Below are 25,811 nucleotides of genomic sequence, written 5' to 3' on the forward strand. Positions count from 1 at the left end.
CCGCGAGCGCGACGCCCTGCGCCAGCGCGCTATCGACGCCCCGTGCCTCCAGCGCCGCGGTGAGGTCGTCGCCGCGGACGTCCAACTCGAGGGCGGCAGCCATCGTCGCGACGCGTTCGAGCGTCGCCTCCGCGGCGGCGACGACCCAGCGGTCGCGGGTGTCGGCGTCGACCTCGTTGAGGCTCTCCGGGCGGACGGAGGTGAAGATCCGATCGGAGTCCTCGGGCTGGTAGGTCCGCGCCTTGCCCGTCAGCGAGACGAAGCACGGCGGCGTCGCCCGGTCCAGAAAGCCCATCGCGTCCGGCTGGTACTGGCCGGCGTAGGTGACGAACACGCCGGTCGGGTCGGCGACGCGGCCGCGGACGATCTCCTCGTTGACCTGTTCGACCTCCGTGAGCGCGCCGACGGCGAACAGCCGGTTGACGCGCGCGCCGGTCGGCGTCACCACGTAGTTCGGCGCGCGCTCGTCGTCGCCCTCCGAGTACGACAGCGTCGCGTCGTCGAACTCGGCGGCGAAGAGTCGGCGGGCGACCTCCCGGCCCTGGACGGCGTCGCTCACGACCGCACCTCCGTGAGCAGGGCGCTCGCACGCGCACCCGGATCGTCCTCCGCGCGCTCGAACTCGCCGGCTTCGAGGTTCGCGCCGTAGTCGTCGACCGAGAGGTTGCCCCGGACGCGGTACTCGCGGCCGACGACCCGCTCGCGGATCTCGTCGGCGACGACCTCCTTGTCCATCGCCTCGCGGGCGGCCGTCATCGCCTCCTCCATCGTGCCGCCGTAGAGTTCTTCCGTCAGGTCGCGGTCGAGGACGGCGGTCACGGTCCCGGTGCCGTCGTCGACGATGGCCTTCACGCGCATGTCGTCCTCGCCCTCGACGTCGCCGTGGCTCCGACACTGGCCGTTCTGGAGCACCCGGCCACACTCGGGGCAGCGCTCGATGAGACCCGATCCGTCGCGGACTTCGAGGACGTTGCCGACGAGTTCGACGTCGAAGAGTCCGCCGGAGCCGACCGCCTCGGCGATCGCCATCCGCGGCGCTTCGTCGTCGACCTCGACCTCGCGGGCCAGCGGCGTGACCGTCGTGAACTCCGAGAGGTTCACCTGCGGGACGCCGCGGAACTCCCGGACGTACACGTCCTCGAACCGGAAGTCGTGGCCCTCGCGGAGCTCCGTGCGCGCCTCCCAGTCGGTGAAGGGGAGCCGCCCGCTCTCGTCGGCGACGACGCCCGAGCGGATCGTCGTCTCGCCGTTGCGGCCGTCGATGACGCGCTCTTCGGACTCGAGGACGCGGACCTCGACGTTCCGGCCGCGGTCGCCCGACCGGAGGTCGACGAGGTCGCTGTCGCCGCCGACCTCGTAGGGCGTCTCGACCGGCGTCGTCTCGACGGCGACCGTCGAGGACTGACCGATGTTCAGTTCAGGACGACCGTCCCACTCGCGGACGCCCGCGTTGCCGACGGTGATCGAGTCGCCGGGCTCGAAGCCGAAGTCCTCCCACGCGGTGTAGGAGATTTTCCCACTCGCGTCGGCGAACTCACCCTCGCGGATCACCTGTTCGTCGCCCTGGTACCTGATCGACCGCCGGCCCACGGAGAGCACGCGCACGGTCACGGTGACGTTGCCGTCCTCGGGCGTGACGTCCGCGACGTCCTTGGTCGTCGGCGTCGCGTCGCCGCCACCGTCGCCGCCGTGTTTGCGGCGGATGCTCTGTTTGGCCTCGTCGATCGGCACGCTGTACGACAGCAGGTTCTCCAAGTCGGATTTGACCTCCGCTTTGTCTACTCCGAGGGCGGAGGCGAGCTCCTCGGCGTGTTCGTCTACGTCCATATTCAGCGGTACTTGAGCCGCATAGGATAAAAAGGGTCGCTGGTGAGTGGCCCGCTCGATCGCTCACGCCGCGTCGTCGATCCGCTGAGAGACGGCGACGACGAGCGTCAGCGGGACCCCCAAGACCAGCGCCACCGTCAGACCGCCGTAGGCGGCGAACCCGAGCGGCGAGGCCGGAAACGGAATCAGGAACAGGAACCGCGGGGCGTCGAGGCCGTCGACGAACGTCCCGGTCAGAAACCCGGCGACGGCGGCGACGAGGACGAGAATCGCGTAGAGCCCGACGACGAGCCGCGGGCCGTCGTGGCCGCGCGCGGAGGCGTCGGCGGCCTCGTGTTCTGTGTCGCTCACGTCGCAGAGTGCGTCGCCGACGCTGAAAAGACACGCGTTCGACGCTCGGTAGTCGCCTCCGTCGACGGCGCGCTCCGAACGCGACGACCCCGCGCTGCACCCAGACGCGTGTATGTAACCGACGCACCTTTGAGCGCGCGGGTCGAAGCCCCGATATGCGCGATACGGACCTCCTGGCGCTCATCCTGACGGCGATCGCGGTGCTGATGTTCGCGACCGGCCTCATTCTCGCGACCTGACCGGTGTCATTCTCGCGAATCGACTGCGCGTCCCAACACCTCGCCTCGGGCCCGAAAGTGTTCGGGACGTCGCTTTCTCTGGACGGGTCCGAAGACGGGCGTATGACGAGGAGCCACGACGGTTCGTCGGCCCGGAGCGCGGCGTCGACCCACCGAACGACGGAGCCACCGAGCGACGCGGAGGTCCGGCGATGAACCCGCGGGCGATCGACACGGACGAGCGCCCGTTCGTCCTCATCTGGGAGGTCACGCAGGCGTGCGGCCTCGCGTGCAAGCACTGCCGCGCCGACGCGAAGCCGCGCCGACACCCCGACGAACTCTCGACGGCGGAGGGGAAGTCGTTGCTCGACGACGCGCGACGCTTCGGTGAGGGACAGCTCGTCGTCCTCTCCGGCGGCGACCCCCTCGCCCGCGATGACACGGTCGATCTCGTCGACTACGGGACCGACGTCGGCCTCCGGATGACGCTGACGCCCAGCGGCACGGCGTCGCTCACCCGCGAACGGATCGAGGCGCTCGACGAGGCCGGACTCCGCCGGATGGCGCTCAGTATCGACGGCGGGTCCGCGGCCGCACACGACGAGTTCAGGGGGGAGCCCGGGAGTTTCGAGCAGACCGTCCAAGCGGCCAGAGCAGCCCGCGAGGCGGGGCTCCCGCTCCAGATCAACACAACGGTGTGCGCGGAGACGGTCGGGGAACTCCCCGCGGTCAGGGACCTCGTCGGCGATCTCGGCGCGGCCCTGTGGTCGGTCTTCTTCCTCGTGCCGGTGGGTCGCGGCCGCGTGTTGACGCCGCTGGACCCCGACCGGGCGGAGTCGGTGATGGAGTGGCTCTCGGGCGTCGCCGACGAGGCCCCCTTCGGCGTGAAGACGACCGAAGCGCCGCACTACCGGCGGGTCGCTATCCAGCGCCCCCGCGGTTCGGACCGGTCGGCGCGCGCGGACGACGATCCGGGCGGTCCGCCGGACGGGATCGGCCGCCGGACGGGCATCACCGCGGGCGACGGGTTCGCCTTCGTCAGCCACGTCGGCGACGTCTACCCCTCGGGGTTCCTCCCGGAGCCCGCCGGAAACGTCCGCGCGGAGAGCGTCGTCGACGTCTACCGCGACTCCGAGCTATTCAGATCGCTCCGCGATCCCGACGCGCTGCGCGGGAAGTGCGGCGCCTGCTCGTACCGCCACGTCTGCGGCGGGAGCCGGTCGCGGGCGTTCGCGTACACCGGCGACCCGCTCGAAGCGGATCCGCTCTGTGCGTACGTGCCTGACGGGTACGACGGCCCGCTGCCGGAGCAGTCCTTCGGCGGACGGGAAACGTCGTCAGCGGACTGAACCGTGGCGTCGTCGTTGGGCTGGTGGGTGTCGTCGCCGACGCCCGTGAAAAAAACAGCCGGAGACCGCAGTTCGGCCTTACTCGTCGGCCGCGTCGTCGACGTCGCCGCCGTCGGTCAGCATCGGCTCGGCGGCGTCGTCGGTCTCGCCGCCGTCGGCGATCGCCGTCTCCAGTTTCTTGTCGTACCAGTCCCACTCGGCGGTGTACAGCCCCGAGTCGCGGAGGTTCCACGGGTCGCCGTCCTCGACTTCCGGGCCTTCGAGCCACGACTGGACGAAGTTCCAGACGAAGATGATCTGGCCGATGAGGAGCAAGAGCGCGCCCACGGTCGCGACCTGGTGCAGCGTCGCGAACTGCGGCAGGAACGTCGCGTAGCGCCGCGGCATCCCGCCGTATCCGAGCAGGATCATCGCGAAGAACGTGACGTTCGTTCCGATCATCGACAGCCAGAAGTGCGCCTTTCCGAGCGTCTTCTGGTACATCCGACCGGTGTACAGCGGGAACCAGTAGTACAGGCCCGCGAACCCGGCGAACGCGATCGCGCCCATCACGATGTAGTGGAAGTGACCCACGACGTAGTAGGTGTCGTGGAGCACGAGGTCGATCGGGATCGACGCGAGGAAGACGCCCGTGACGCCCCCGATGATGAAGTTCGAGACGAAGCCGACGCAGAACAGCATCGGCGTCGTGAGCCGAACCCGGCCGTTCCACATCGTCGTGATCCAGTTGAACGTCTTCACGGCGCTCGGTATCGCGATCGCCAGCGAGACAGCCATGAAGGACGCGCGAAGCCGCGGGTCCATCCCGGTCGCGAACATGTGGTGCGCCCAGACGCCGAACGAGAGGACGCCGATCGCGAGCGTGGAGTAGACGACGAACTTGAACCCGAAGAGCCGGCGTCCGGAGAACCGCGGGATGACGTAGCTGACGATCCCCATCGGGGGGAGCACGAGGATGTACACTTCGGGGTGACCGAAGAACCAGAACAGGTGCTGCCAGAGGATCGCGCCGCCCTCGCCCGCGAAGAACGTCGTGCCGAAGTTGCGGTCGAACAGCAGCATCACCATCGCGCTGCCGAGCAGCGGGAACGCGAACAGGATGAGCCCCGACTGGGTGAGGATCGTCCACGAGAAGATGTCGAGGTTCGCCCACGAGACGTCGTCGCCGCGCTCGGTGAAGATTGTCGCGATGAAGTTGATCGACCCCATCGTCGCCGACACGCCCGAGAGGTGCAGCCCCAGGAGCATCAGATCGACGCCGGCGTTGGCCTGGTTACCGGCCCCAGCTCCAGCCGAAAGCGGCGTGTACATCGTCCACGCGGTCTGTGCGGGGATGACGTTCGGAAGCGGGAAGAAGCCCGCCCAGATGAGCAGCGCCGCGGGCGGGAGCAGCCAAAAGGCGATGGCGTTGATCCGGGGGAACGCCATGTCGTCCGCGCCGATGAGAAGCGGCACCAGGTAGTTCGCGAACGCCGCGATGATCGGCGTCCCGAAGAGGAACAGCATCGTGATGCCGTGGCTGGTCATCAGCGAGTTGTAGAACGTGTTCGAGATCAGCGACATCCCGGGATCGATCAGTTCGATCCGCATCACGACGACCATCAGTCCGCCCACGGCGAACGCCGTGAGACCGTACGCGCCGTAGAGGATGCCGATGTCCTTGTGGTCGACCGTCGTCAGCCAGCGAATGACGCCGGACGGTTTCTCTTCGGAGCCGTAGCTTTCCTTCTGCCCGAAGGCACCGCCACCCGCGACCGGGGTGTACGAGCGCCAATTTTCGACCCGCGCGAGCCACGCGGCGACGGCCACGAGGAAGAGCCCCATGAGCACCGTCAGTGCTAACTGTCCGTTGACCTCCATAGGGAAGTCTGAGGAACGAAAGGTAATGAAAGGTTCGGGACGGCGCTGCCTCGGCGGTTTCCGACAGTCCGTCCCGTCGGCCGCAGACGAGGCTGAGAGAGGGACTCTCGGTCAGTTCACGCCGGTGCGAACAGAAGAGAAAAGCGGGAGAGAGCGGGGAGTGCCGAGTGCGAAAAGAGCGGTGTGATCCGGAGCGGTACCGAGCCGAGAAACGACGCCGGTCGGTGAGCGGTCTCAGTTCGCTTCGTCGTCGGTCGCGTCGTCCGCGGCCTCAGTTTCGGCGTCGTCGTCAGCGTTGGTGTCGCCAGCGTCGGCCTCGTCAGTCGTTTCCTCCTCGGACGCGGCCGACTCGTCCGCCGCGTCGCGTTCGTCGGCCTCGCCCTCGACGGCGGCGGTCGAGGTCCCGGCGTCGAGTTCCGCCTCGCCGTGTTCGGTCTCCTCGAGCGGTTCCGCGCCCCGAACGCCGGCCTGCCCGGGCAGGTAGACCTCGCCGCGCAGTTCGGCCCCGGCGACCGCCTTCCCGGCGAAGTACGTCAGAATCGCCAGCAGCACGAACGGGACGGCCAACAGCCCGAACTGGATCGACGACGCGAGCGGGTCGATGCCGAACGGCGAGAACACCGCAAACGCGACCACGAAGAACGCCATGATGAACAGCGGGACGACGTTGACTGTGAGGTCGAGTAGGGTGTCCCGGTCGAAGATCTTGTTCGCCATACCTGCCCGTTCCGGCGGAGAATCAAATAGGTTGTTGGTTTCCCGCCGCGAAGCGGGCGGCCGTCAGTACTCGGGCGCTTCGGTCGGCGAGAACAGCGTCCCGGCGATCCCGGCGGCGGCGAGGATCGCGGCCGCGGCGGCGATGGCGATGCCACGGTCGGGGAGGTCGATGGCGGTGAACACGAACGCCGCGCCGAGAGCGGCGAGCGGGACCGCGACGCCGAACAGGCCGCGCCACGGCGTCTTCGCGTACCCCGACTCGAAGGCCATCCCCGCGGCGCTGCCCCCGAACAGGAGCAGTCCGCCGACCGACAGCGGGAACAGCCCGAAGATGATCCCGAGCTCCGCGATCGGGATCCCGAGTGCGACGAACACCGGCCACGGGCTCGCCATCCGATACTGGTCAGAGAGTCCCGGTTCTGCGTCCATTACCGGCCGTAGGTACTCAGAGGTACAAAGGGCTTCGATTCCGTGACTCCGGTGTCGGGTCGAGGCGCTGACCGCGTCGCCGCGCGCTCGGAAAGAACACCTTTTTCGACGCAGATAGCCGAACGGGTATACGATGGGACTGGAGGAAGAGATCGAGGAAATCCGCGAGGAGATCGCCGAGACGCCGTACAACAAGTCGACGGAGGCGCACATCGGCCGATTGAAGGCGAAGCTCGCGGAGAAGAAAGAGAAACTCGAGAACCAGTCCGGCAGCGGCGGCGGCCACGGCTACGCGGTCGAGAAGACCGGCGACGCGACCGTCGCGCTGGTCGGCTTCCCCAGCGTGGGCAAGTCGACGCTGATCAACGCGCTCACCAACGCCGACAGCGAGGTCGGCGAGTACGAGTTCACGACCCTCGACGTCAACCCCGGGATGTTGCAGTACAACGGGGCGAACATCCAGATCCTCGACGTTCCGGGGCTCATCGAGGGGGCCGCGGGCGCCGCGGGGGCGGCAAGGAGGTCCTCTCGGTCGTCCGGACGGCGGACCTGGTCGTCTTTCTGCTCTCGGTCTTCGAGATCAAGCGCTACGAGCGGCTGCAGGAGGAACTGTACGACAACAAGATCCGCCTCGATACGTCCCCGCCGAGCGTGACCATCTCCAAGCGCGGCAAGGGCGGCATTCACGTGACGACGGCCGACGGCGTCGACCTCGACGACGACACGATCGCGGAGGTGCTCCGCGAGCACGGCTACGTCAACGCCGACGTGACCGTTCGCGGGGAGGTCTCCATCGACGAACTCATCGACGCCATCATGGACAACCGCGTCTACCTGCCGTCGATCGTCGCCGTCAACAAGGCGGACCTGATCGACCGCGACTACCTGCCGACCGTCGAGGAGAACCTCCGGGAGGTCGGCGTCGATCCCGAGGAGGCGGTCTTCATCAGTGCCGAGGCGGAGAAGGGACTGGACGCGCTCAAAGAGAAGCTCTGGGACGCGCTCGGGCTCATCCGCGTGTACATGGACAAACCGGGGCGCGGCGTCGACTACGAGGAACCGCTGGTACTGATGGAGGGTAAGAACACCGTCGACGACGCGCTCAGAAAGCTCGGCGGGACGCTCGACGAGCGGTTTCGCTTCGCCCGCGTGACCGGCCCGAGCGCGAAGCACGACGAACAGCAGGTCGGCCGCGACCACGAGTTGCAGGACGAGGACATCCTGCGCGTCGTCGCCAGGAAGTGATTCGATCCCTCGCGTCGCTCTCATCGACCGTGTCTGTTCCGCCGCCCGAGTCGCTTCGGGGTCGCGCTCGAACGCGCGGACCGTCCTGCTCCTGCTCGCGCTCGCCGCGGTGCCGTGGTCGATCCAGTCGTTCGGCGGCCGCGACGTCACGTTCCTGTTCGCGTGGGGACTGCTGAACACGGATCCACTGTCGGTGACGACGATCTATCGATTTCTGTTCGTGTACACGCGCGGGCTCCCCGAGTACATCCTCGCGTGGCCGCTCTCGGTGGTCGCGTACGGGCTCGCGCTCGCGAGCGCGGTCGCGGGCTGGCTGGGTTCGCGGGAGGACCCGCGCGTCACCGCGGGGCTGCTCGTCGTCGCCGCGGCGTTGCAGGCGCGGCTCGCGTGGGGCTTCTCCGTGCAACCGACGCGGACCGCGTGGCCGCTCGGAACCGTCGCGTTGCTCGCGGCGGCGTGGTGGTGCTACTGGCCGGCCCTCGGCGGGGGCGACGACGATCGCGAGTGACGGCGCGCCGCGTGTTTCGACCGACGCGAGTGACCACAGTCCGGCATCCTTTTTCCGCCCGCGGTCGTTGGCCCGCGTATGTCCGGAGTACTCGATCACACGATGATCCGCGTCGAAGACCTCGAGGCGTCGCTCGAATGGTACACGACGCACCTGAACTACGAGGAGAAGGGTCGCTGGGAGGCCGACACCTTCACCAACGTCTACCTCGGCCCCGAGGAGATGCACGAGGAGGGCGCGATGCTCGAACTCACGTACAACCACGACGACCGGACCTACGAGATGGGCGACGCGTGGGGCCATATCGCCGTGCGCGTCCCCGAGGGCGAACTCGAGGAGCACTACGAACAGCTGATGAACGAGGGCGTCGAGGACTACCGCGACCCCGAGTCCTGCGGCGGCCGCTACGCGTTCGTGAAAGACCCCGACGGCCACGAGGTCGAGATCGTCCAGCGCGACGCCGACCTCCCCACCTGGAGTCTCGACCACACGATGATCCGCGTCGAGGACGCCGACGAGGCGATCGGCTTCTGGACGCGGAAGTTCGAGTACGAGCACGACGGCCGCTGGGAGTCCGACACCTTCGCGAACTACTTCATGAAGCCCGAAGGGGCCTCCGACGCCGCGATGACCGTCGAACTCACGTACAACTACGACGGCCGCTCGTACACGATGGGCGACGCGTGGGGTCACCTCTGCGTCCGCGCCGACGACCTCCACGACTACTGGGAGACGCTGATGGAGCGCGAGGCCGAGGACTACCGCGATCCCGCCTCCTGTGACGACCGCTACGCGTTCACGACGGACCCCGACGGCCACGAGATCGAGATTCTGGAGCCCTAGCGCAACGCGGCCAACGGGTCGCCGCCGCGGCCGACGCGACTCCCCGTCGGTGTGGCGATCCGCCCACACAGAACGACAAGGGATTTATCCGTCAACTCCGTTCTCGCACCTATGCCCGGACTGCTCTCCGACGCGCTCGCGTGGGTCGTCATCCTGACGTTCGCCGTCGGGGTGCTCTCTGCGAAGCGGAACGAGCGGTTCGCACGCTACGTGACGGTCGCCGCGTGGGTCGGTTTCGCGGTCTTCTGGCTGCAGTTGGTCCCGCACTTCGCGTTCGTCCACAAGAGCTACGTCGAGGGGCTGCTCTCGATCGTCGCCGTCCCGGCGTCGCTGTACACCGGCTACCTGCTGTGGGGCGGTCGCGACTCGCTGTTCGTGCTCTCGCGGGCCGTCGCGGCGATGGGGATCATCTACCTGCCGTTCGAGACGATCCCGGCGTTCGCGCTCTTCGGGCTCACGATCCCCGCCCCGCGCGGCGTGCTGATGGAGGTCGTCGCCGCCCAGACGGAGTTCCTCGTGAACGCGCTCGGCTACCACCCCGAGATGATCCACAGCGAGGAGGGCTTCTACAACACCTTCGTCTTCTGGGACGGCGACCACCGGCTGACCGTGGAGGTCGTGCTCGCGTGTACCGGACTCGGGAGCATCGCCATCTTCGCGGGACTCATCGCCGCCGTCGAGGCTCCGATCGGGCGGAAGCTCCGCGGGCTCGCGGTCGCGGTGCCGATCATCTACGGACTGAACCTGCTACGGACGACGTTCATCACGATCGCCTTTGGAAAGCAGTACATGCAGTGGTTCGTCGACGAGATCCTCTTCCTGTTCGGCTCCTCGGACCCCTACATGGTCTCGTTCTTCATCTCCGATCGGATCATCAGCCAGATGCTGGCGGTGGTCGTCCTCATCGGGATCACCTACCTCGTCGTCCGCGAACTGCCCGAACTGCTGACGATCATCGAGGACGTGCTCTTTCTCGTGACCGGCGACGAGTACGATCTCGCGTCGGACCTCGGACTCGATCGGCCGAGAGCGTAGATCCGTCGTCGAGCGCGCGGGTCGGCGGCGAAAATCAGGCTTCGGTCTCTGCGAGCACGTCCTCGGGCGCGCCACCGAGCGTCGCGAGCGCGTCGCGTTCGACGTGGTGGAGGTCCCCGGGAATCACGAGCAGGTGCAGCGGGTCGCCGAAGTCGCGCTCGGCCAACGCGGAGAGGCGGTCGGCGGCGACGAGCGGGTCCGGACTGCCCGCGCGCGCGACGACGACGCCGAGGACGTCCGCCCAGCCGTCGGCGAGCATCTCGCTCGCGACGTCGGCGGTCATATACTCGTCGCGGTCGGCTTTGATGTCCAGGTAAACGGCGGTGTGGAGGCCGCGCTCGCGGTTCGCCTCGATGGAGTCGACGACGCTCTGCGGGACGCCGTCGGCCCCGTGAGCGTACGGGAACGGGAGCGTGACGGCCTTCCCGAAGCGATAGTTCTGGAGCCCGGTGAGGCCGCTGGCGGCCGTCTGTGCGGTGACGCCGTGGACGACGCGGGTGTCGATACCGCGCTCGATCGCGCGGAGGCGCAGGTCGACGTGCGTCGTCGAGATCATCGTGTCGCCCGCGGTGAGGAAGGCGACGTGTTCGTCCTCGGCGGCGTCGAGGATCTCCCCGGGGCGCTGTTCGACGCCCGCGCGGTCGCGGACCTCGATGTCGACGTCGTGCGCCTCCGAGAGGTCGTCGACGGTCGCGCCGACGAGGTGGCTGGTGTAGAGCTCCGCGAACGCGCGGTCGGCGTCGGCGAGCGCCTCCCGTCCCTCGACGGTGATCGAGCGCTCGTCGTACAGGCCGAGGCCGATGAACGTGAGCATAGCCGAGGTGGGTCGCGAACGCCTATAAGCGGCGTGAAAGCGCGTCGGTCGACTATCCCACTCTCGCTATGCGTCGTCGTCGTACAGGCCGAGATCGTCCGCGACGGCGTCGGCGAGGGCGTCGGCGAGGACCGGGTCGACCTGCGCGATCTCCTCGCCGTCGTGCCGGTGCTCGTTGTGGCGGTCGATCGACTCGCGAAGCTCCGAGAGCGGGACCCGCGAGGTCGTCTCGCAGGCCTCGCAGACGATCGGGACCGTGGGTTCGTCGTCGGACTCCTCTGCGGACATACGCGACACTCACGCGACAGGTGTGAAAACTGGTCCGGTTTCCGCGGCGGCGCCGCGGGCGCTTTCGGCGGCGTCAGTTCGAGCGCGTCCGCGGGGTCGGCGTCGCGCTCACCGGGACGTTCGACGCCACCACCACTGCGAGGGCGGCGCGAGCGCCAGCAGCCACGCGCCGAACATCACGACGCCGCCGAGTTCGGGCAGCGCGAAGCCGTCGCCGGGGCGGACCCCGTACGACCAGAGCGTCCATCCGACGACGTGAGCAGCCGCGAGCACGAGGCTCGCGCGACCGGTCGCAGACGCGCGCCGCCGCCAGCCGTCGCACGTCACCGTCGCCGTCGCGAGCAGGAAGAACGCGATCGCGACCGGAAAGTGCGGATCCGTCCCGGCGGGAAAGACGCCGACGAGGCCCATCGCGAGGACCGAGAGCGCGTAGCCGATGGCGAGGGCAGACGAATGCGGGCGGAGCGCGAGCGCGTACGCGAGCCCGATCGCGGCACCGACGACGAGGCCGCCGTTGAACAGCAGCGCGACGAGCGGGTCGGCGGCGACGCCGAGATCCGAGAGGGCGCTGTCCGTCCACGTGAAAGCCGGTGAGAGAAGCGTCGCCGTCAGAATGGCCGAACTCGTGAAGATCGCTCCGACCGGGCCGGCGAGGCGCGCGGCGGGCGAGGTGGTGTCTCCGGCAGTCATCGAATCATCGCGAGAAACGGAATCGGTTCGCCGCGGTTACGCGCCGACTTCCGCGCCGACGTAGAGCACGACGACGAGGAACACCCAGACGACATCGACGAAGTGCCAGTACATCGAGGCGGTGCTGACGGAGACGTGCCGTTCGGCCGAGTACTGCCCCATCAGCGCCCGGACGAAGACGATGCCGAGGAGCACCGCACCGAGGCTGACGTGCAGGCCGTGCAGGCCGGTGAGACCGAAGAACGCCGAGGCGAAGAAGCCCGACGTGAGCGTGAAGTCGTAGTGGACGATGAACTCGTAGTACTCCAGGACCTGCCCGCCGATGAAGATGACGCCCAGCAGAAGCGTCACGGCGAGACCGCCGAGGAACTTCTTGCGGTCGTCGTTGCGGATGCCGACGTGCGCGTAGTGCAGCGTGACCGAGGAGAGGATCAGGATGAGCGTGTTCCCGATGACGAGCGACGTCGTCAGGTCCGGCACGCCGGTCAGCATCGATCCCCACTCGCCCGCGCGGATGTAGAAGTAATATCCGAACAGCGCGCCGAACGTCGCGAGTTCTGAGCCGAGGAACGCGAGCATACCCCAGCGGAGCTTGTTCGCGCCCTTCGCGTCGGCGTCGCGCTCCCAGTACTTGACTACGAAGGCGTGATACACCCATCCGTACAGTCCGACGAGGAAGATTCCGACGGTGGCAACGAGCGCTGCCGGTCCGGCGATCGGGCTGACGATCGCGCTTTCGCCGCGGCCGAGGATGTACAGCGCGGCGGCGACGTAGACGCCCGCCGCCCCGAGGGCGGTGACGAACGGCCACCAACTCGCCTCACCGAACCCACGGGGCCAATCCTCCACCGCGGGGAGGTGGTGTCCGTGGTCGTCGTGTGCTTCTTCGGTACCCATAGGCGTGCCTTTCGATCCGACGACTAAAAAGCCTCCCAAAAGACGCGGGGTGATATCGCGTCGGCGCCGAGCCGGACCGGCGTTTGCGGTGTCGACGTCGCCGCGCCGCCGGCGGTGAGATCCCTCAGTTCGCGTTCGACAGCGACGCGTGATACGGTCCCGCCGCGATGTCGCGGCGCAGTTCCTCGAGCGAGTCGCGACTCTCCCCGGAGCGCATCTCGGAGACGACCGCGAACACTTCCTGCCGGGAGATCTTCACGCCCGTCGAGGAGAGAGCGTCCTCCGGACGCGAGAGCAGTTCACGCAGGGTCCCGACCGCTAGCAGGAACGGGATCGCCCACGCTTCGAGCGTGTTGCCGTCCCGCAGCGGGACCGTTTCGAGGTACGTCTGCGCGTCGTCGAGGAACGATTCCGCGAACTCGGCGGTACGGCGCACGACCGAGGCGGCCTCCTCCTCGTGGGCGTCGTCGATGACCTCCTCCTGCGGGACGCCAGCGCTCTGGAGCCACTCCGCGGGGAGGTAGACGTTGTCCTCGGCGGTGTAGTCGTCGTAGACGTCCTTCGAGATGTTGACGAGTTGGAGGAGCAGGCCGAACTCCTCGGCGGTGTCGTACAGCCGTCGGCGGCGGTCGGCCGCGAGGTCGTGTCGCGTCACGAGGTTCGTGATGAGGTTGCCGACGGTGCCGGCCGCGTAGTAGCAGTACTCCTCTAACTCGCTGCGGGTCTTGATCCGGAGGCCGCCGTCGTCTTCGTATCGCTCGACGAACTCGGCCATCCCCTGGACGAGTTCTCTGGCCGGCGGGACGATGGCCTGCTGGACGTCTTCGGGGAGGCTCCCGAAGGTCCGGAGCACTCTGGGAGAGTCACGGACGACTTCCCAGTCGGCGGTCATCTCTTCCTCGGGGAGGTACGGTTCGACCTCGGCGACGAAGGCCGCCGCGTCCGTCTCGTCGTCGGGGTCGAGAACCGCGTCGTACGTTCTGAGGAGGTCGGCCTGTGCTGCGGGGGGAATGTGCGAGGCGTCTTCGACGGTGTCTGCGATCCGGCAGACGAGATACCCGAGACAGATGTACGAGGACATCGGTTCGTCGAGCACGTCCACCGTGAGCGCGAAGGTGCGGGAGACCCCTTGGACCGACTCGTGACACCACTCGAGGTCGGCTTGGTCGACTCGGGGGCGTTCATCCTGCTGAGACATTCGGAGTGTCCACCCCTACGAAGGGCGGGATAAAAAGCTTCGTGGGCCGGCGGTGTCGTCGCCGTTCGGCTCACTGAACCGGATAGCGAGGCCGTGGGGCTGTTTCGGACGGGATCGGACGCAGCACCGAAACAGCGTCGAAACAACGATTGGGGCGCTGTCCTTCTCGGCGACGACTCCGCGCTGCCGACGCTCACCTCGACTCCGCATACTCGCGGATCACCGCGGCCTCGGCTTTCCGGATCAGTTCGCCGGCCGTGCTGGTCGAGCACCCCAAGCGCGCGGCCACATCTGTGACCGTCCCGTCGCGAGGGATTTCGTAGTATCCGACGGCGACGGCCGTCTCCAACGCATCCCGTTGCCGGTCGGTGAGTCGTGATGGCGAGTCTCGCCGCTCGAACTCGTGGACGCGTTCGATCGTGAGCCCGATGTGATCAGACAGTTCCCCGTGAAACGAACTGAGCTCCGACGCTTCGCCGACCGCCTCGAACCGGACGGCTCCGGTGTCGCGAAACACGACCGGGGGGAGAAAGATGACCCGCGCGTCGGCGATAGCGTCGAGCAACACCGGCGCGAACTCGAACGCGTTCTGCCTGAGGAACGCGTACGTTCCGTCGGTCTCCGCGACCAGTGTCCGCACGACGAGGGACTCGATCGCGTCGATCGCTGTCGCTGTCGCGTCCGCGCACCCGTCGCACCAAAACAGGGTCGTCGCGTCCGCCGTGGGACTCCACATCAGTAACTCCGCACGGGTGATCGGCCCGTGGTCGATGATCTGCTGGTGGAGGGGATGGACGAACTCGTCGGGGTACCTCGCGGAGAACTGGACGCGTTTCATTCCGTCGGTGAACGGGGTTCTGTCGACTGACATATCAACCCTCGTGTTCCGCTCACCCGCGCGTCGGTCGATGCGCTGTGATTGTCGGGAGCGTCCCGACGGCGGGGAACGGTCCCGACTCGTGAAATCCCGCCGTTGCTGTCATCGGTAGTCCTCCAAGATCTGTGGCACGGCGTCGAGAAGCGTCTGGAGGTGGTCCGCGCCGTCGAGCACCCGGAGGTGGGCGGTCGGCAGTATCGATTCGAGCCGCCGGACGGCCGCAATCGGAACGTTGGTATCGGCGGTCCCGTGCCACAGACGGACCTCTGTCTCGATCTCTCCGAAATCGACATCCCACTCGCTCATCGTGTGACGGAATTCGGTTACAGCACCGCTGCGGTACCGGGCAAACGCTTCGAGGAAGTCCTCGCGCACGACCGCGGCCGCTTGCTCGGGGACCGTTTCGCTCGCGTCGCCGGCGGTGTACTGGGAGGTGACGAACGACGGGTCGCGCCGCCGTGCGAGCCACGCTTGGGCGCGAAACGCCCCACGGAGCAGCCGCGGAGTCGTCGTCGCCATCCCGCCAGCAAGTCGCTGTACGACGGGTCGGTCGCCGGTTACCCGTGGCGGGGTTGCCCCGGCAACGATGTCCAGTCGGTCGATCCGCCCGGGCAGCGCGGCCGCGCTCGCGAGGGCGTACGGGGCACCCCCCGAGAACGCGACCACGCTCGCGGTGTCGACACCGACATCGTCAACGACGGCAGCGACGAACCGGTCCGCGTCCCCCACCGACCGCCCCGGCCGCGGTGTGGATCGACCGTAGCCGGGCCGGTCAACCGCGAGAAGGCGAACGCCGTTCGATCGCGCCACGGCATCGAACAATGTTCCGAGTCGCCGCGACCCCGGCGTGCCGTGCAAGAAGAGTACCGGCGTCCCGTCCGCCGCGCCGTACGTCGTGTACGCAAGCGTCTGCGATCCCGACAGCGAAACGGTCGCTGTTCGCCCACTGTCTCGTGTCACCGGCCTACGCGACGGTTCAGCGCGTTGCATTGTCATTACTTCGAGAAAGGCCCGCTATCCGTGATGGATTGGTGCCGTATCAGTCCGGGGGTTTTTATTGAACTGCGTTTTCGGAGCCGTTTGATCGGTCGACACGCGAGGGGATCGCGAACCGACACGCCAGGAGGTCGCGAACCGAAGGTTGAGTATGACGCTGGGATACCGTTTCGTATGGCCGATCGAACCCCGCTCGCGCTCGGACGTGCCCTCCGCTATGTCGTCGCTACCGCCGGATTGGCAGGTGTCATCGGATTCTTCCGAGAAGGATCGATCAGCGGGGCGTTGGTACTCGGCGTTGCGGTCGGGATCGGCGTCGCCGCGGGACTCGTGTTCTTCGAGCTCATCTCTCGGAGTTGAAGACAGCCGCTGGAACCCACAGTACAATGTGGTAACGAGTCGGCTGCGCTGTCCGACCGCTGTGACGGGCCCATCGTTCGAGCCGTTGCGACGGATCCGCCCTCCGAGCTTATCTCTCGTGGGCGGTCGCGAGCACCCACCCGATAGTGACCTGCCGCCAAATCAGTCGACCGCCGATGGCGACCGCCGTCAATCCCACGAGAGCGAGGCCGACAGCGTCCCAACGGGTCACCGCGAGGGCACAGCCGAGCGTCTCGTTGAGACAGCCACGAGTGAACAGCGTTCGGCGAACGATCCCGTCGTATGCTAAACCAGCCCCGAGCGCCGCGAGAGCCACGCCAGCGGGCACCCGCCGAACGATGTCGAGGTCGGACGGCGGCTCGGCGAGAATCGATTCTCGGCTCCCGGGTCGGGGGGCGGCCCGAAGAGACACCGCGGCAGCACCGAGCATCGCGAACGCTGCCGGAGCGAGGAGCGCGCCGATCGACCACATCCCGATGACGCTCAGCCCCGAAAGCAGGAGTGCCGCCACCCACAGGAGCGCCCGCCGACGTGTCCACGCACCGATCGCTCCGATTCCGGCGAGGATCACGGCGAAAACGACCCACGCAGTGAAGAACGCGTCCGCCAGTGGATGCGGAAACAAGAGGGCGACAGCGGCCAGACTGGCCAGCGCGACGGCGAGGCCGCTGAGGATTTTGGTGCTTGCCACAGCGTCTGGAAGTCGATTGGAGGAGGGCATCGTTTGGATTTCACGTCGGAACACGATAAACTCGGTTCCCGACCGATGTGCGCTTATGAGTCGGTTCGGCGGCTGTCAGCGACGAGTCGCTGATACGCTCGAAGGAAAGACTCCCTGTCGGTTTCTCCGGCGTTCGCACGGATGAGTGTCTCTTCGAGCCCGGTTCGCGGTTGATGGCAGCACTCTCGATGACACGGTTTACACAGGTACTCGAACGTTTTCCCGTCGCGGTCCCAGCGGTCGCCGTACTTGTCGTACTCGCGAGCGTCAGCTCGCTCGACCGTTTCGCCGCATACGACGCAGACGACCTCCTCGTCGGACGCTTGGCGGAACGAACGAATCGGCGTCATCGTCACCGATCGACCTCCCCCATAATCGTGTCGAGGCTGCCGATGGTGGCGACGAGGTCGGCGATGAACTCCCCTTCGGCCATCTCGGGGAGCGCCGCCAAGTTCGAGAACGACGGTCCACGGATTTTGAACCGCGCGGGGGTGTCCGTGCCGTCCGCACGAATGTAAATCCCGAGTTCGCCCTTCGCCGCCTCGACGGCTGTGTAAATCTCGGTGTCGGGGTCCGGCTTGATCGTTCGCGGGACGTTCGCCTGCACTGTCCGATCGGCCGCCGGCCACTCCGCGAGCAGATCGACACACTGCTCGATGATCTTCGCGGATTCGGCGAGTTCGTAGAGTCTGACGAGCACGCGAGCGAAGTTGTCGCAGCCGTCCCGCGTGACGACGTCCCAGTCGAGTTCGTCGTAGTACCCGTACGGGTCGTCGCGCCGGAGGTCGTAATCGACTCCCGACCCGCGGGCGACCGGCCCCGTACAACCGTACGACTTGGCGGCGGCGGGATCGAGCACGCCGGTATCGACCGTCCGCATCTGGAACACCTCGTTGGTGATGAGGAGGTCCTGATACTCCTCGATGCGCTCCGGAACGGTCTCCACGAACTCGCGGACCGCTTCGAGGAACTCCCCGCGCGGTTCGGGGAGGTCCCACGCGACGCCGCCCAACCGGAAGTAGTTGAACATCAATCGCTGCCCCGTGAGGTCCTCTAAGAGCGTCTGCACCCGCTCTCTGTCCTTGATCGCGTACATAAACGACGCGGTGAACTCACCGATGACGTCCAGCGCGTACGTCCCGACGGCGAGGTAGTGAGCGAGCATCCGCGAGAGCTCCGCCGACATCGTCCGAACGATTTTCGCGTACTCCGGGACGTCGATCTCGGCGAGCGTCTCCGCCGTCCGGGCGTACGCCCACTCGTTCAGCAGACCCGCACCGCTCCAGTCCCACCGATCGGGGTACGGCATAATCTGATGCCGGTACGTTCCCCGCTGACACATCTGCTCCTCACATCGGTGAATGTAGCCGATGTCCGGCTCTACGTCGACCACGGTTTCGCCGTCGAGCACGGCCTCCACGTGAAGCACGCCGTGGGTAGAGGGGTGGTGCGGGCCGATGTTCAGGAACATCGTGTCCGACGCCGCACCCGACTCTCGATGGTCCTCATCGAGCGGGTTGGCGTGTTCCTCCAGCGGGACGATCTGTGGGCGGTCTTGATCGTACTGCTGTCCCAGCGGGTGGCCCTGCCACGTTTCAGGAAGGAGAATCCGTCGCAAATCTGGATGGTCGTCGTACGCGATTCCGACCAAGTCGTAGGCCTCGCGTTCGTGCCAATCAGCGGTCTGAAACACCGGTGCAGCGCTTTCACTCGTCGGCTCTTCGCTCGGTGTCGGGACCACGACTGAGAGTTCCTGAGTCGGATCGCGATATTTCTTCAGGTGATAGATCGTTTCGTACCGGTCTGGGTACTCCTGTGCGGTGACACAGGAAAGGTGGTCGAAGCCGGCTTCGGTCTTGAGAATGCGGAGAACCTCCTGCACTGCATCCGGACGGATCACGACCCCGTCGGCGTTGACGTGATCTTCGCGGGCGAGCACACGGTCTCCGAGAAGTGCCGCAATCTCGTCGTACTCGACGCGGTCCGAAGTGCGATCCGCCATCTTTCCTGATCGCGTTGGATCCGTCAGACTCATCCCACTCACCACCCGGTACCAACTTCGGTCGAACGCGTCTTATGCGCCGTAAATCCTACGTTCATCACGTCTGACGGTAATCAATTCAGTAGGAAAATCATTTAGCCGGACACACTCGCGTCGTTTAATAGGGTCAGCCGATCGAGAGATGAAGTACCTCCAACTCACTGTTCGCGAACCGCCCGCATCTCGGAACCCGATGCACGAGTTTCTGATCGAGAGCGACGACGCGTCGCTGGCGCAGTTGTGGAACTGGTCGACGACGCCCGACGAGATCGACGTGGTCCTGTTCCGCGTCGTCGGTGACAGGGAAGCGTACACCGCTGCGCTCGACGAGGCGGCGTTCGTCGTCGACTACGCGACCGCCCGCCTGGACGACGAATCGTTTTACGCGTACGTCGAGCACGCGACCCGCGAGGAAGACGCCGCGTTTCGCGAACCGTTCCTCCACCGTCGCGTCCTCACGATTCCGCCGATCGAATTCACGGACGACGGGGAAACGAGAATGGACATCATCGGCCGGCCAGCGGACGCGCAAGCGGTCGTCGACGAATTCCCCGCCGAGTTCGACGTGCGCGTCGAACAGATCAGCACGTACGAACAGGGGTTGGACGTCTCCGCGTCACTACTGACCGAGCGACAACGCGAAGCCGTGGCCGTCGCCGTCGACCTCGGGTACTACGACGTTCCGCGAACTGCGACCGTTGCAGACGTCGCCGCCGAGTTGGGGTGCGCCTCCAGTACGGCGTCCAGCCACTTGCAGAAAGCACACGCCCAGTTCGCGCACAAAATCGCCGGTCAGCCTCTCTGAGGGGAGGGTTACGCCCCGGTGTATCAGCGAGGCCGACAGGCCGCATCGCCGTCGGTCAGCGGTCGCCGAGCAGGATCACTACAAAAACCCATCGCCGGACTGTGCCCAGCCGCAGTCGATGCAGTAGTTATACCGATTCGGCCGTCCGTAGTCGAGGTGCAGGATGTCCCCCGACGCAGAACGGTCCTCCACCGACACGACTCGCCGTCAACTCCTCGCTGCGGGCGGTACCGCACTCGCAACATCGCTCGCTGTCTCGACTGCTGGCTGTGTATCCGGCCTCCCACCCCTCGGTGACGGCCAGCGCTATGGGCGTCTCAGCGTCCCATCCGCAAGCGACCCCACGTACCGGAAGTGTCTCCCGGCGCCATCGGCTGTCGAGCAGGCCGTCGAGGACTATCACTTCGTCACGATGAATTCGACGGAACCACGGCCGGGAGCCCCCGAAAAGTTCGTCGCCGGACGGGCACACCTCAAAGCGAGCCTCGACTACTTCGGCATCGGCTTCGCGAACTACGATCGACTCGTCAGCGGGAACTTCGGGACTGTCATCGAGGCCACGTTCCCTCGCCCGAAGGTCGTCCAGACCATCGAGAACAGTGGCTACGAGAACACGGATGCGTATCGGGGCTACACGACGTTCGCCCGCTCAGACGTCCCACGCCGCGTCGCCGTCGGCGACGACGTCGTCGTGTGGACGAGCGCATATCATCACGAATCGCCGAATCTGGAGGCGCTCGTCGACGCGAGAACAGGCTCACGCGCCCGATATCACGAGGAAACCCCCGAGTTCAACGCGCTCACGACGGCTGCGGGCGGTAATCCGTACCTCGGCGTCAACACGGAAATCCAAGATCCGACGGGCCGACCGGTGATGATGGCCGATGCCTTTCGGTTCGACGACGACATCGCCTATCAGGTCGTGCAGTACTACTACCGGCAGGCCGATCGAGTCCCGACGAGAGACGCACTCGAACGAGCGCTGAAAGACCACGACTACCGGTTCATCGACGGTGCCGAGGCGTTCGATGTGGAACTCGATGATCGACTTGCGACGGTCGAGACGCGAGTCCCGGTGACCGGAGCGAGCGAGACCCCGTCCGAGTATGTACTCCCACAGGTGACTTGGGGTGCCAGCTACGACGCAGACAACGAACGCGTCACGCTCAAACATCACGCCGGCGAGTCTGTCCCCGCTGAACGCCTCTTCTACGACATCGATCGCCCGTCTGCTCCCGGGAAAATCGACAAACGACCGCTCTGGAGCGGGACAGAGACCGTCGAATCGGGGATGGAAGCCACGATCGATCTGAGCGATGACCCGGGAGCGACGGGCGCGAGTCTCGTGTACTCGGCCGAGGATGTCGCCTTTCACAGCCTCTTCGGCTTCCAATTTCGGGGTGCGGTCGATGACTGAGACAGCCGTCCGCTCGGTGCTCCTGAATCGCCGGCGCCCTCGCCGCACTGCTTTCGACTCACATCCCCACAAACTATGCACAAGGCAGATGACAGGTGAGCGAGAGATGGCCGACGCCGATCTCGAGACCATCGTCTCGCTCCTCGACGACCACCACACCCGATCGATTCTGGTCGCCACGAGCGAGACGCCTCGCTCGGCCAACGAACTCAGTGATCGCTGTGGCGTCTCCACGTCGTCGATCTACCGACGTCTGGACCGATTGACCGACGCCGAGTTGGTAACCGAACGCACGCGCCCGCGGTCCGACGGCCACCACGAAACGGTGTACGTTTCCAGACTGGACCGATTCGAGCTCACGATTCGCGATGGCGACCTGTCGTGGGAGATTGACCGTCGTAGCGACGACATCGCGGACCAACTGACTCGGCTGTGGGGGAAGCTCTGATGTCGGGAGTCGGATTCGGATCCCCCGTCGGCTTGCTTGCGGGCCTCGCAGCGACGGTGTCTGCCGTCATCGGGCTCTACATCGGCTATCAAGCGTATCGTGGCCTTCGGCGAAACGACGAACAGTCGATGCGCTGGCTCTCCGTCGGGATGATCCTCCTCTTCGGGGTGACGTATGTGCTCGCGGTCGCCGGGCAGGGGCTACTCGCGTTTCGCATCGTTCCGATCCACTTCCAGAATATATTCCGCCTGTTCGTGCGAGTGACGCAGGTCGTCGGGTTGGCGTGTATCGCGTACTCGCTGCGTCTCGCGACGAACCGGTGACAAATCGCGTCGCCCGTCCGCCGTCGGCTGTCCCCCTCTGACACTCCCCCTCAGTCGTCCTGTATCCGACCATCGACCCGCGCGGTGAGCCACGCGTGGTGCGATTCGACGCCGTCGACGCCCGCCTCGGTGAGCCGATAGACGTCGTGGATCCCCTCGGTCTCGCAGGCGAGGAGTCCGCGGTCGACGAGCGCGTCGAGGCTCCCGTAGAACGACTGGGGATCGATACGTACCTCGTAGTGCCGTTCGAGCGCCGTCTTGAGCTTCTGCCCGCGGAGCGAGCCCGCCTCGTAGAGCAGCGCGCACAAGTCCCGCCGTCGACCGCTCTGGAGCCACTGCGACATCGGTCACAGATTCGAGCGGACGCCCACGTTCCTTTCGCTTCGTCCCTGGCGACTGTCGCGACGGCGACCGTCACGAATCGGTAGTTTCGACTGTCGGGACTGCCAACTCGGCGTATGAGTGACCACGAGGCGACCGCGAACGGGATCACCGCGCGGTACAGCGAGACCGACACCGAGCGACTGCTCACCTTCGAGGCGGACGGAAAGCGCGCGGCCATCGCGCAGAACGTCGACGGTTACGCGATGCTGAAGGTCCGACCGAGCGCCGACGGCGACGAACTCGAACGCTACTACGGGTTCGATATGGCGCTTGACCACGCCGCGGAGCTACTTGGCGTCTCCCCGCACGACCTCCCCGTCCCGGACGCCGCCGCCGATATGGGGATGTAACCCCGGGCGACGAAGTCGTCGACGGCGACGCGCTCGTCCGGCGTGCGCGCCGCTCAATCCCGTCGCCAGTAGAACCGGGGGCCGAAAAAGAGGTACGCCAGCGACAGGAACAGCAGCCCGTAGGCGAAGCCCTCGCCGATCGACCCGACGAGGCGTTCGCCCATCCGCCCGCCGAGGAGGATCGCCGCCGCCTGCACGATACCCATCACCAAGGCGTCCTGCGCGTGGAGGTCGGGGTACGTGATCGGCGCGAGCATCAGCGCGGTGAGCAGGTACAGCAGCGGGACCAACACGACCGGGCTCGTAAACCCCGCCAGCACGGACGCGCCGACGATCGTTGCCGCTAGCGTCGTCTGGACGCCCTCGGTCTCGGCGGCGTCGCTGTCGTACGCCGTGTAGAGTCCAAGTCGGGTCACCGCGGCGGCGACGAAGAGCGCCCCGCCCGCGACCGCGACCGCGCCGCGGAGATCCGCCACCCCCCACGTCTCCGCGACCGACATCGTCACCAGGAGCGCGGGAGCGACCCCGAAGGAGGCGACGTCGGCGAGGGAATCGAGATACGGGCCGACCGCGGTCCCGCCGCGACGGCGCGCCACGACGCCGTCGAGCGCGTCGGCGATGGCCGCCAACAGCAGGACTCGCGCGGCGAGCTCGACGTCGACGGTGGCGGCGACGGCGGCGACGAACCCGAGCGCGGCGTTCGAGACCGTCACCGCGTCCGCGAGGCCGACGCGACCGACGAACCGCGGCTTCATATCACGGCCGACTCGGAGGACGGGTTTACCTCTTTACATCCGGGTCGGAGATGGGGGAGCGGTCCACCCTCTCGGCGGCGACGGACCGGGCCACATTTAGCCGTCGCTCCCCGAGTCCGACGTATGACAGGGCAGCGCGCCTCGGGGGACGAGCGGCTCTCGCGTCGGCGAGTGCTCGGCGGAGCCGTCGCGGCGGTGACGGTCGGCCTCGCCGGCTGTTCGAGTTCGAGCGCCGAAGACGACTACGACGTCGGGATGACCGCCTCCGCGTTCACGCCGCCGGAGCTCACGATCGAGGTCGGCGAGACGGTCGTCTGGCGGAACACGAGTTCGCGCGGGCACACGATCACCGCCTACGACTCCGGGATCCCGGAGGACGCGGAGTTCTTCGCCACCGGCGACTACGACTCGACGGAGGCGGCCCGCGAAGCGTTCCGCTCGGAGTTCGGCGGCTCGATCGACAGCGGCGCGACGTGGTCGCACACGTTCGAGGTCCCCGGCGAGTACGAGTACTTCTGCATCCCCCACGAGCAGGGCGGGATGGTCGGAACGATCGTCGTCGAGGAGTAGTCGCAGCGGGCGCGGAGCGCCGGTCCGACCACGTGAGATCAGAGAACTGCCACGACGAGCCGGCGGCTCGTCGCTGCCGACGCGGTGAAAAAACGGGTCGTCTGCGGGTCGTCCGCGAACCGAATCAGGCGTCGTCGACCGCGACGTCTTCCTCGTCGACGTCGACGGCGGCCTCTTCTTCGGCGGCGACCTCTTCGGGTCGGGCCTCGAGCGTGAGCTTCTGGACCTCGACGCGGCGGAGCGGGTAGATCGTCTTCGCCTCGCCGTAGATCGCCGAGGAGAGCCGCCCCTCGATGACGCTGTCGATGAGCTCGTTGAAGGTCCGCTCGGCGGCGGCCTCCTCGACGAGGTCGATCATCACGCGTCGGATCGCCTTCTCTTGGCTCCGGTCGGCCTTCTTGGTCGTGAACGCGACGGGCTGGAGCTGGACGCGGTAATCGTCCGTCGTCAGCACCGTGATCGCGACGTCGACCTTCGAGGCCCCGCGGCGGACGAGGCTGCGGACGTAGTCGCGCGCGAGTTCGTGTTTGACGAACTCGGTGTACGCCGCGTCGCTCGTGACCTCGTTCACCTTGAAGGTGAGCTTCGTGTTGTTCTCGCCCTGGTCGCCGGTGATGTCGCCGAGGGTGACCTCGACGGTGCGGCCGTCGACCTTCTCGGGCTCGTCCGCGAAGGTCGAGCCGAGTTCGGTTCGGTCGAACTGTTCCGGTGCGATGAGCGTGTACCATCGCTTTCCGCGCTTCTGCTTCGAAACTGATCGTTCACTCATAGTGTGTGGTTGTCGTGTCGACGATGGCGTCGGCCACCGTCAGGTTGACCACGGTGTCGTCCACCGTGGACTGGAGCCCGCCGGTCGTCTCGCGTTCGATGCGCGTCACGAGGGCGTCGCCCTCGACGCGCATCCGCATCGAGTCGGTGTTGTCCGGGCGAAGCGCCGCCGCCACCGTCTCGGCGTCGGCGTGCGTCGTCCGCAGGCGGGCCGTTCGCGATCCGCACTCGCGGGTCGCGTCCGCTGTCGGCTGTGTGTCTGTGCCGTCGGTCATCGTACCGCCTCCCTGATCGCAGCGATGAGATCCGCTTCCGCCGCGTCGGCGTCGAACCGCGCGCTGGCCTCCGTCGCGTCGCCGGTCCAAGCCGCCCCGTCGCGCCCGAACTCGGACGCGAGGGCGCTGGCGGCCGCGGACGCGCCGGAGTCGACCGCCGAAACCGCGGCGACGCCGTCGCCAAGGGCGACGACGAGCGGCTCCGGCGAGCGGAAGTCGCGAGCGAGTCGCGCGACCGTACCCAGGCGGGCGACGACCGCGCTGTCGGACGCGCTCTCGACACCGTCGGCGACGTCGGCCCGGACGGCGAAGACGCCGTCGTAGCGGCCGGTGTGCGCCTCGTCGAGCGCCCGGTGAACCGCGGTCCCGTGCGTGCGCCACGCGTCGACGGCGGCGTCGCGGCCGCCGTGACCGAGCGCGAGCGCGACGCC

At 67.0% G+C, this 25,811-nt stretch carries 31 protein-coding genes and 2 pseudogenes; 12 read left to right on the plus strand and 21 right to left on the minus strand.

Going from position 1 to position 25,811, the window contains the following annotated elements; genetic code table 11:
- The 3 genes from ACP99_RS04395 to ACP99_RS04405 form a co-directional block, all read right to left on the minus strand.
- Positions 1-559, minus strand: a 559-nt coding sequence (locus tag ACP99_RS04395) for an RPA family protein (protein ID WP_394324856.1), incomplete at its 3' end; no start/stop codon positions are given.
- On the minus strand, positions 556-1,827 hold the full coding sequence (locus ACP99_RS04400; RefSeq protein WP_049985439.1) for a Single-stranded DNA binding protein: 1,272 nt from the start codon (positions 1,825-1,827) through the stop codon (positions 556-558). The genes ACP99_RS04395 and ACP99_RS04400, both read right to left, overlap by 4 nt.
- Positions 1,828-1,890: 63 nt before the next feature.
- Positions 1,891-2,178, minus strand: coding sequence for a DUF7520 family protein (locus tag ACP99_RS04405; protein WP_049985440.1), 288 nt, complete (start codon positions 2,176-2,178; stop codon positions 1,891-1,893).
- Positions 2,179-2,608: 430 nt separating this feature from the next.
- Between ACP99_RS04405 and ACP99_RS04410 the strand changes: the two genes are divergently transcribed.
- Positions 2,609-3,745, plus strand: a complete 1,137-nt coding sequence (locus ACP99_RS04410; protein ID WP_049985441.1) for a TIGR04053 family radical SAM/SPASM domain-containing protein — start codon at positions 2,609-2,611, stop codon at positions 3,743-3,745.
- Positions 3,746-3,823: 78 nt separating this feature from the next.
- Here the strand turns inward: ACP99_RS04410 and ACP99_RS04415 are convergent, their stop codons facing one another.
- The 3 genes from ACP99_RS04415 to ACP99_RS04425 form a co-directional block, all read right to left on the minus strand.
- Positions 3,824-5,569 (minus strand): cbb3-type cytochrome c oxidase subunit I, encoded by a 1,746-nt coding sequence (locus ACP99_RS04415; protein WP_049985467.1) that lies wholly within the window; start codon positions 5,567-5,569, stop codon positions 3,824-3,826.
- A gap of 270 nt (positions 5,570-5,839) precedes the next feature.
- The gene (locus ACP99_RS04420) at positions 5,840-6,322 is read right to left on the minus strand and encodes a DUF6684 family protein (protein ID WP_049985442.1); all 483 of its coding nucleotides are present in this window, start codon (positions 6,320-6,322) and stop codon (positions 5,840-5,842) included.
- 63 nt (positions 6,323-6,385) lie between these two features.
- Positions 6,386-6,751, minus strand: a complete 366-nt coding sequence (locus ACP99_RS04425; protein WP_049985443.1) for a DUF7541 family protein — start codon at positions 6,749-6,751, stop codon at positions 6,386-6,388.
- Between the two features lie 133 nt (positions 6,752-6,884).
- On the opposite strand from ACP99_RS04425, the pseudogene ACP99_RS04430 reads away from it, so the two are divergent.
- From ACP99_RS04430 to artA, 4 genes and pseudogenes are all read left to right on the plus strand, one after another.
- Positions 6,885-7,996 (plus strand): annotated as a pseudogene (locus ACP99_RS04430) (OBG GTPase family GTP-binding protein).
- An 85-nt stretch (positions 7,997-8,081) separates the two neighbouring features.
- Complete coding sequence (locus ACP99_RS04435) at positions 8,082-8,504, plus strand: TIGR04206 family protein (protein ID WP_269319648.1); 423 nt, start codon at positions 8,082-8,084, stop codon at positions 8,502-8,504.
- 78 nt (positions 8,505-8,582) lie between these two features.
- Positions 8,583-9,347 carry a VOC family protein gene (locus ACP99_RS04440; RefSeq protein ID WP_049985445.1) on the plus strand — a complete coding sequence of 255 codons (765 nt, stop codon included), beginning with the start codon at positions 8,583-8,585 and terminating at the stop codon, positions 9,345-9,347.
- Positions 9,348-9,458: 111 nt separating this feature from the next.
- The gene (gene artA / locus ACP99_RS04445) at positions 9,459-10,382 is read left to right on the plus strand and encodes an archaeosortase A (protein ID WP_049985446.1); all 924 of its coding nucleotides are present in this window, start codon (positions 9,459-9,461) and stop codon (positions 10,380-10,382) included.
- Between the two features lie 34 nt (positions 10,383-10,416).
- Here the strand turns inward: artA and dph5 are convergent, their stop codons facing one another.
- From dph5 to ACP99_RS04480, 7 genes are all read right to left on the minus strand, one after another.
- Positions 10,417-11,196 (minus strand): diphthine synthase, encoded by a 780-nt coding sequence (gene dph5, locus ACP99_RS04450; protein ID WP_049985447.1) that lies wholly within the window; start codon positions 11,194-11,196, stop codon positions 10,417-10,419.
- Positions 11,197-11,262: 66 nt separating this feature from the next.
- Positions 11,263-11,484, minus strand: coding sequence for a hypothetical protein (locus tag ACP99_RS04455; RefSeq protein WP_049985448.1), 222 nt, complete (start codon positions 11,482-11,484; stop codon positions 11,263-11,265).
- Positions 11,485-11,592: 108 nt separating this feature from the next.
- Positions 11,593-12,174 (minus strand): DUF998 domain-containing protein, encoded by a 582-nt coding sequence (locus ACP99_RS04460; RefSeq protein ID WP_049985449.1) that lies wholly within the window; start codon positions 12,172-12,174, stop codon positions 11,593-11,595.
- 36 nt (positions 12,175-12,210) lie between these two features.
- The gene (locus ACP99_RS04465) at positions 12,211-13,071 is read right to left on the minus strand and encodes a cytochrome c oxidase subunit 3 (protein ID WP_049985450.1); all 861 of its coding nucleotides are present in this window, start codon (positions 13,069-13,071) and stop codon (positions 12,211-12,213) included.
- Between the two features lie 124 nt (positions 13,072-13,195).
- Positions 13,196-14,269 (minus strand): phytoene/squalene synthase family protein, encoded by a 1,074-nt coding sequence (locus ACP99_RS04470; RefSeq protein WP_049985451.1) that lies wholly within the window; start codon positions 14,267-14,269, stop codon positions 13,196-13,198.
- A 193-nt stretch (positions 14,270-14,462) separates the two neighbouring features.
- Entirely contained in the window at positions 14,463-15,107 is a 645-nt protein-coding gene (locus ACP99_RS04475; RefSeq protein ID WP_049985468.1) for a helix-turn-helix domain-containing protein, read from the minus strand.
- Positions 15,108-15,248: 141 nt separating this feature from the next.
- The gene (locus ACP99_RS04480; protein WP_231554209.1) at positions 15,249-16,106 is read right to left on the minus strand and encodes an alpha/beta fold hydrolase; all 858 of its coding nucleotides are present in this window, start codon (positions 16,104-16,106) and stop codon (positions 15,249-15,251) included.
- 210 nt (positions 16,107-16,316) lie between these two features.
- Between ACP99_RS04480 and ACP99_RS04485 the strand changes: the two genes are divergently transcribed.
- A complete protein-coding gene (locus ACP99_RS04485; RefSeq protein WP_049985453.1) occupies positions 16,317-16,502 on the plus strand; it encodes a hypothetical protein in 186 nt (61 codons plus the stop codon).
- A 109-nt stretch (positions 16,503-16,611) separates the two neighbouring features.
- Here ACP99_RS04485 and ACP99_RS04490 read toward each other — a convergent pair whose 3' ends face one another.
- The 3 genes from ACP99_RS04490 to ACP99_RS04500 form a co-directional block, all read right to left on the minus strand.
- Complete coding sequence (locus tag ACP99_RS04490) at positions 16,612-17,214, minus strand: hypothetical protein (protein WP_049985454.1); 603 nt, start codon at positions 17,212-17,214, stop codon at positions 16,612-16,614.
- A gap of 83 nt (positions 17,215-17,297) precedes the next feature.
- Positions 17,298-17,594, minus strand: coding sequence for a DUF7562 family protein (locus ACP99_RS04495; RefSeq protein ID WP_049985455.1), 297 nt, complete (start codon positions 17,592-17,594; stop codon positions 17,298-17,300).
- A 2-nt stretch (positions 17,595-17,596) separates the two neighbouring features.
- Positions 17,597-19,246: an NADH-quinone oxidoreductase subunit D gene (locus tag ACP99_RS04500; RefSeq protein WP_231554210.1), complete on the minus strand. Its 1,650-nt coding sequence runs from the start codon at positions 19,244-19,246 to the stop codon at positions 17,597-17,599.
- A gap of 181 nt (positions 19,247-19,427) precedes the next feature.
- Here ACP99_RS04500 and ACP99_RS04505 point away from each other — a divergent pair, with 181 nt between their 5' ends.
- From ACP99_RS04505 to ACP99_RS04520, 4 genes are all read left to right on the plus strand, one after another.
- A complete protein-coding gene (locus ACP99_RS04505) occupies positions 19,428-20,090 on the plus strand; it encodes a helix-turn-helix domain-containing protein (RefSeq protein ID WP_049985457.1) in 663 nt (220 codons plus the stop codon).
- Between the two features lie 163 nt (positions 20,091-20,253).
- On the plus strand, positions 20,254-21,507 hold the full coding sequence (locus ACP99_RS04510; protein ID WP_197052351.1) for a hypothetical protein: 1,254 nt from the start codon (positions 20,254-20,256) through the stop codon (positions 21,505-21,507).
- A 106-nt stretch (positions 21,508-21,613) separates the two neighbouring features.
- The gene (locus tag ACP99_RS04515; protein WP_156105592.1) at positions 21,614-21,955 is read left to right on the plus strand and encodes an ArsR/SmtB family transcription factor; all 342 of its coding nucleotides are present in this window, start codon (positions 21,614-21,616) and stop codon (positions 21,953-21,955) included.
- Complete coding sequence (locus ACP99_RS04520) at positions 21,955-22,278, plus strand: DUF7521 family protein (RefSeq protein WP_049985460.1); 324 nt, start codon at positions 21,955-21,957, stop codon at positions 22,276-22,278. Before ACP99_RS04515 ends, ACP99_RS04520 begins: the two co-directional genes overlap by 1 nt.
- A gap of 50 nt (positions 22,279-22,328) precedes the next feature.
- Here ACP99_RS04520 and ACP99_RS04525 read toward each other — a convergent pair whose 3' ends face one another.
- Positions 22,329-22,622, minus strand: a complete 294-nt coding sequence (locus ACP99_RS04525) for a DNA-binding protein (RefSeq protein WP_049985461.1) — start codon at positions 22,620-22,622, stop codon at positions 22,329-22,331.
- Between the two features lie 114 nt (positions 22,623-22,736).
- Here ACP99_RS04525 and ACP99_RS04530 point away from each other — a divergent pair, with 114 nt between their 5' ends.
- Positions 22,737-23,012 (plus strand): DUF7111 family protein, encoded by a 276-nt coding sequence (locus ACP99_RS04530; RefSeq protein WP_049985462.1) that lies wholly within the window; start codon positions 22,737-22,739, stop codon positions 23,010-23,012.
- 53 nt (positions 23,013-23,065) lie between these two features.
- Here the strand turns inward: ACP99_RS04530 and ACP99_RS04535 are convergent, their stop codons facing one another.
- Positions 23,066-23,767, minus strand: coding sequence for a protein sorting system archaetidylserine synthase (locus ACP99_RS04535; protein ID WP_049985463.1), 702 nt, complete (start codon positions 23,765-23,767; stop codon positions 23,066-23,068).
- A 123-nt stretch (positions 23,768-23,890) separates the two neighbouring features.
- Between ACP99_RS04535 and ACP99_RS04540 the strand changes: the two genes are divergently transcribed.
- Positions 23,891-24,337: a cupredoxin domain-containing protein gene (locus ACP99_RS04540; protein WP_049985464.1), complete on the plus strand. Its 447-nt coding sequence runs from the start codon at positions 23,891-23,893 to the stop codon at positions 24,335-24,337.
- Between the two features lie 124 nt (positions 24,338-24,461).
- Here ACP99_RS04540 and ACP99_RS04545 read toward each other — a convergent pair whose 3' ends face one another.
- The 3 genes and pseudogenes from ACP99_RS04545 to ACP99_RS20380 form a co-directional block, all read right to left on the minus strand.
- Positions 24,462-25,106: a 30S ribosomal protein S3ae gene (locus ACP99_RS04545; RefSeq protein ID WP_049985465.1), complete on the minus strand. Its 645-nt coding sequence runs from the start codon at positions 25,104-25,106 to the stop codon at positions 24,462-24,464.
- Positions 25,099-25,380 (minus strand): KEOPS complex subunit Pcc1, encoded by a 282-nt coding sequence (locus ACP99_RS04550; protein WP_049985466.1) that lies wholly within the window; start codon positions 25,378-25,380, stop codon positions 25,099-25,101. Before ACP99_RS04550 ends, ACP99_RS04545 begins: the two co-directional genes overlap by 8 nt.
- Positions 25,377-25,811 (minus strand): annotated as a pseudogene (locus tag ACP99_RS20380) (hypothetical protein); the annotation flags it as partial. The pseudogene ACP99_RS20380 and the gene ACP99_RS04550, both read right to left, overlap by 4 nt.

It is taken from the genome of Halobellus rufus, from assembly GCF_000739575.1.
Lineage (GTDB): Archaea > Halobacteriota > Halobacteria > Halobacteriales > Haloferacaceae > Haloquadratum > Haloquadratum rufum.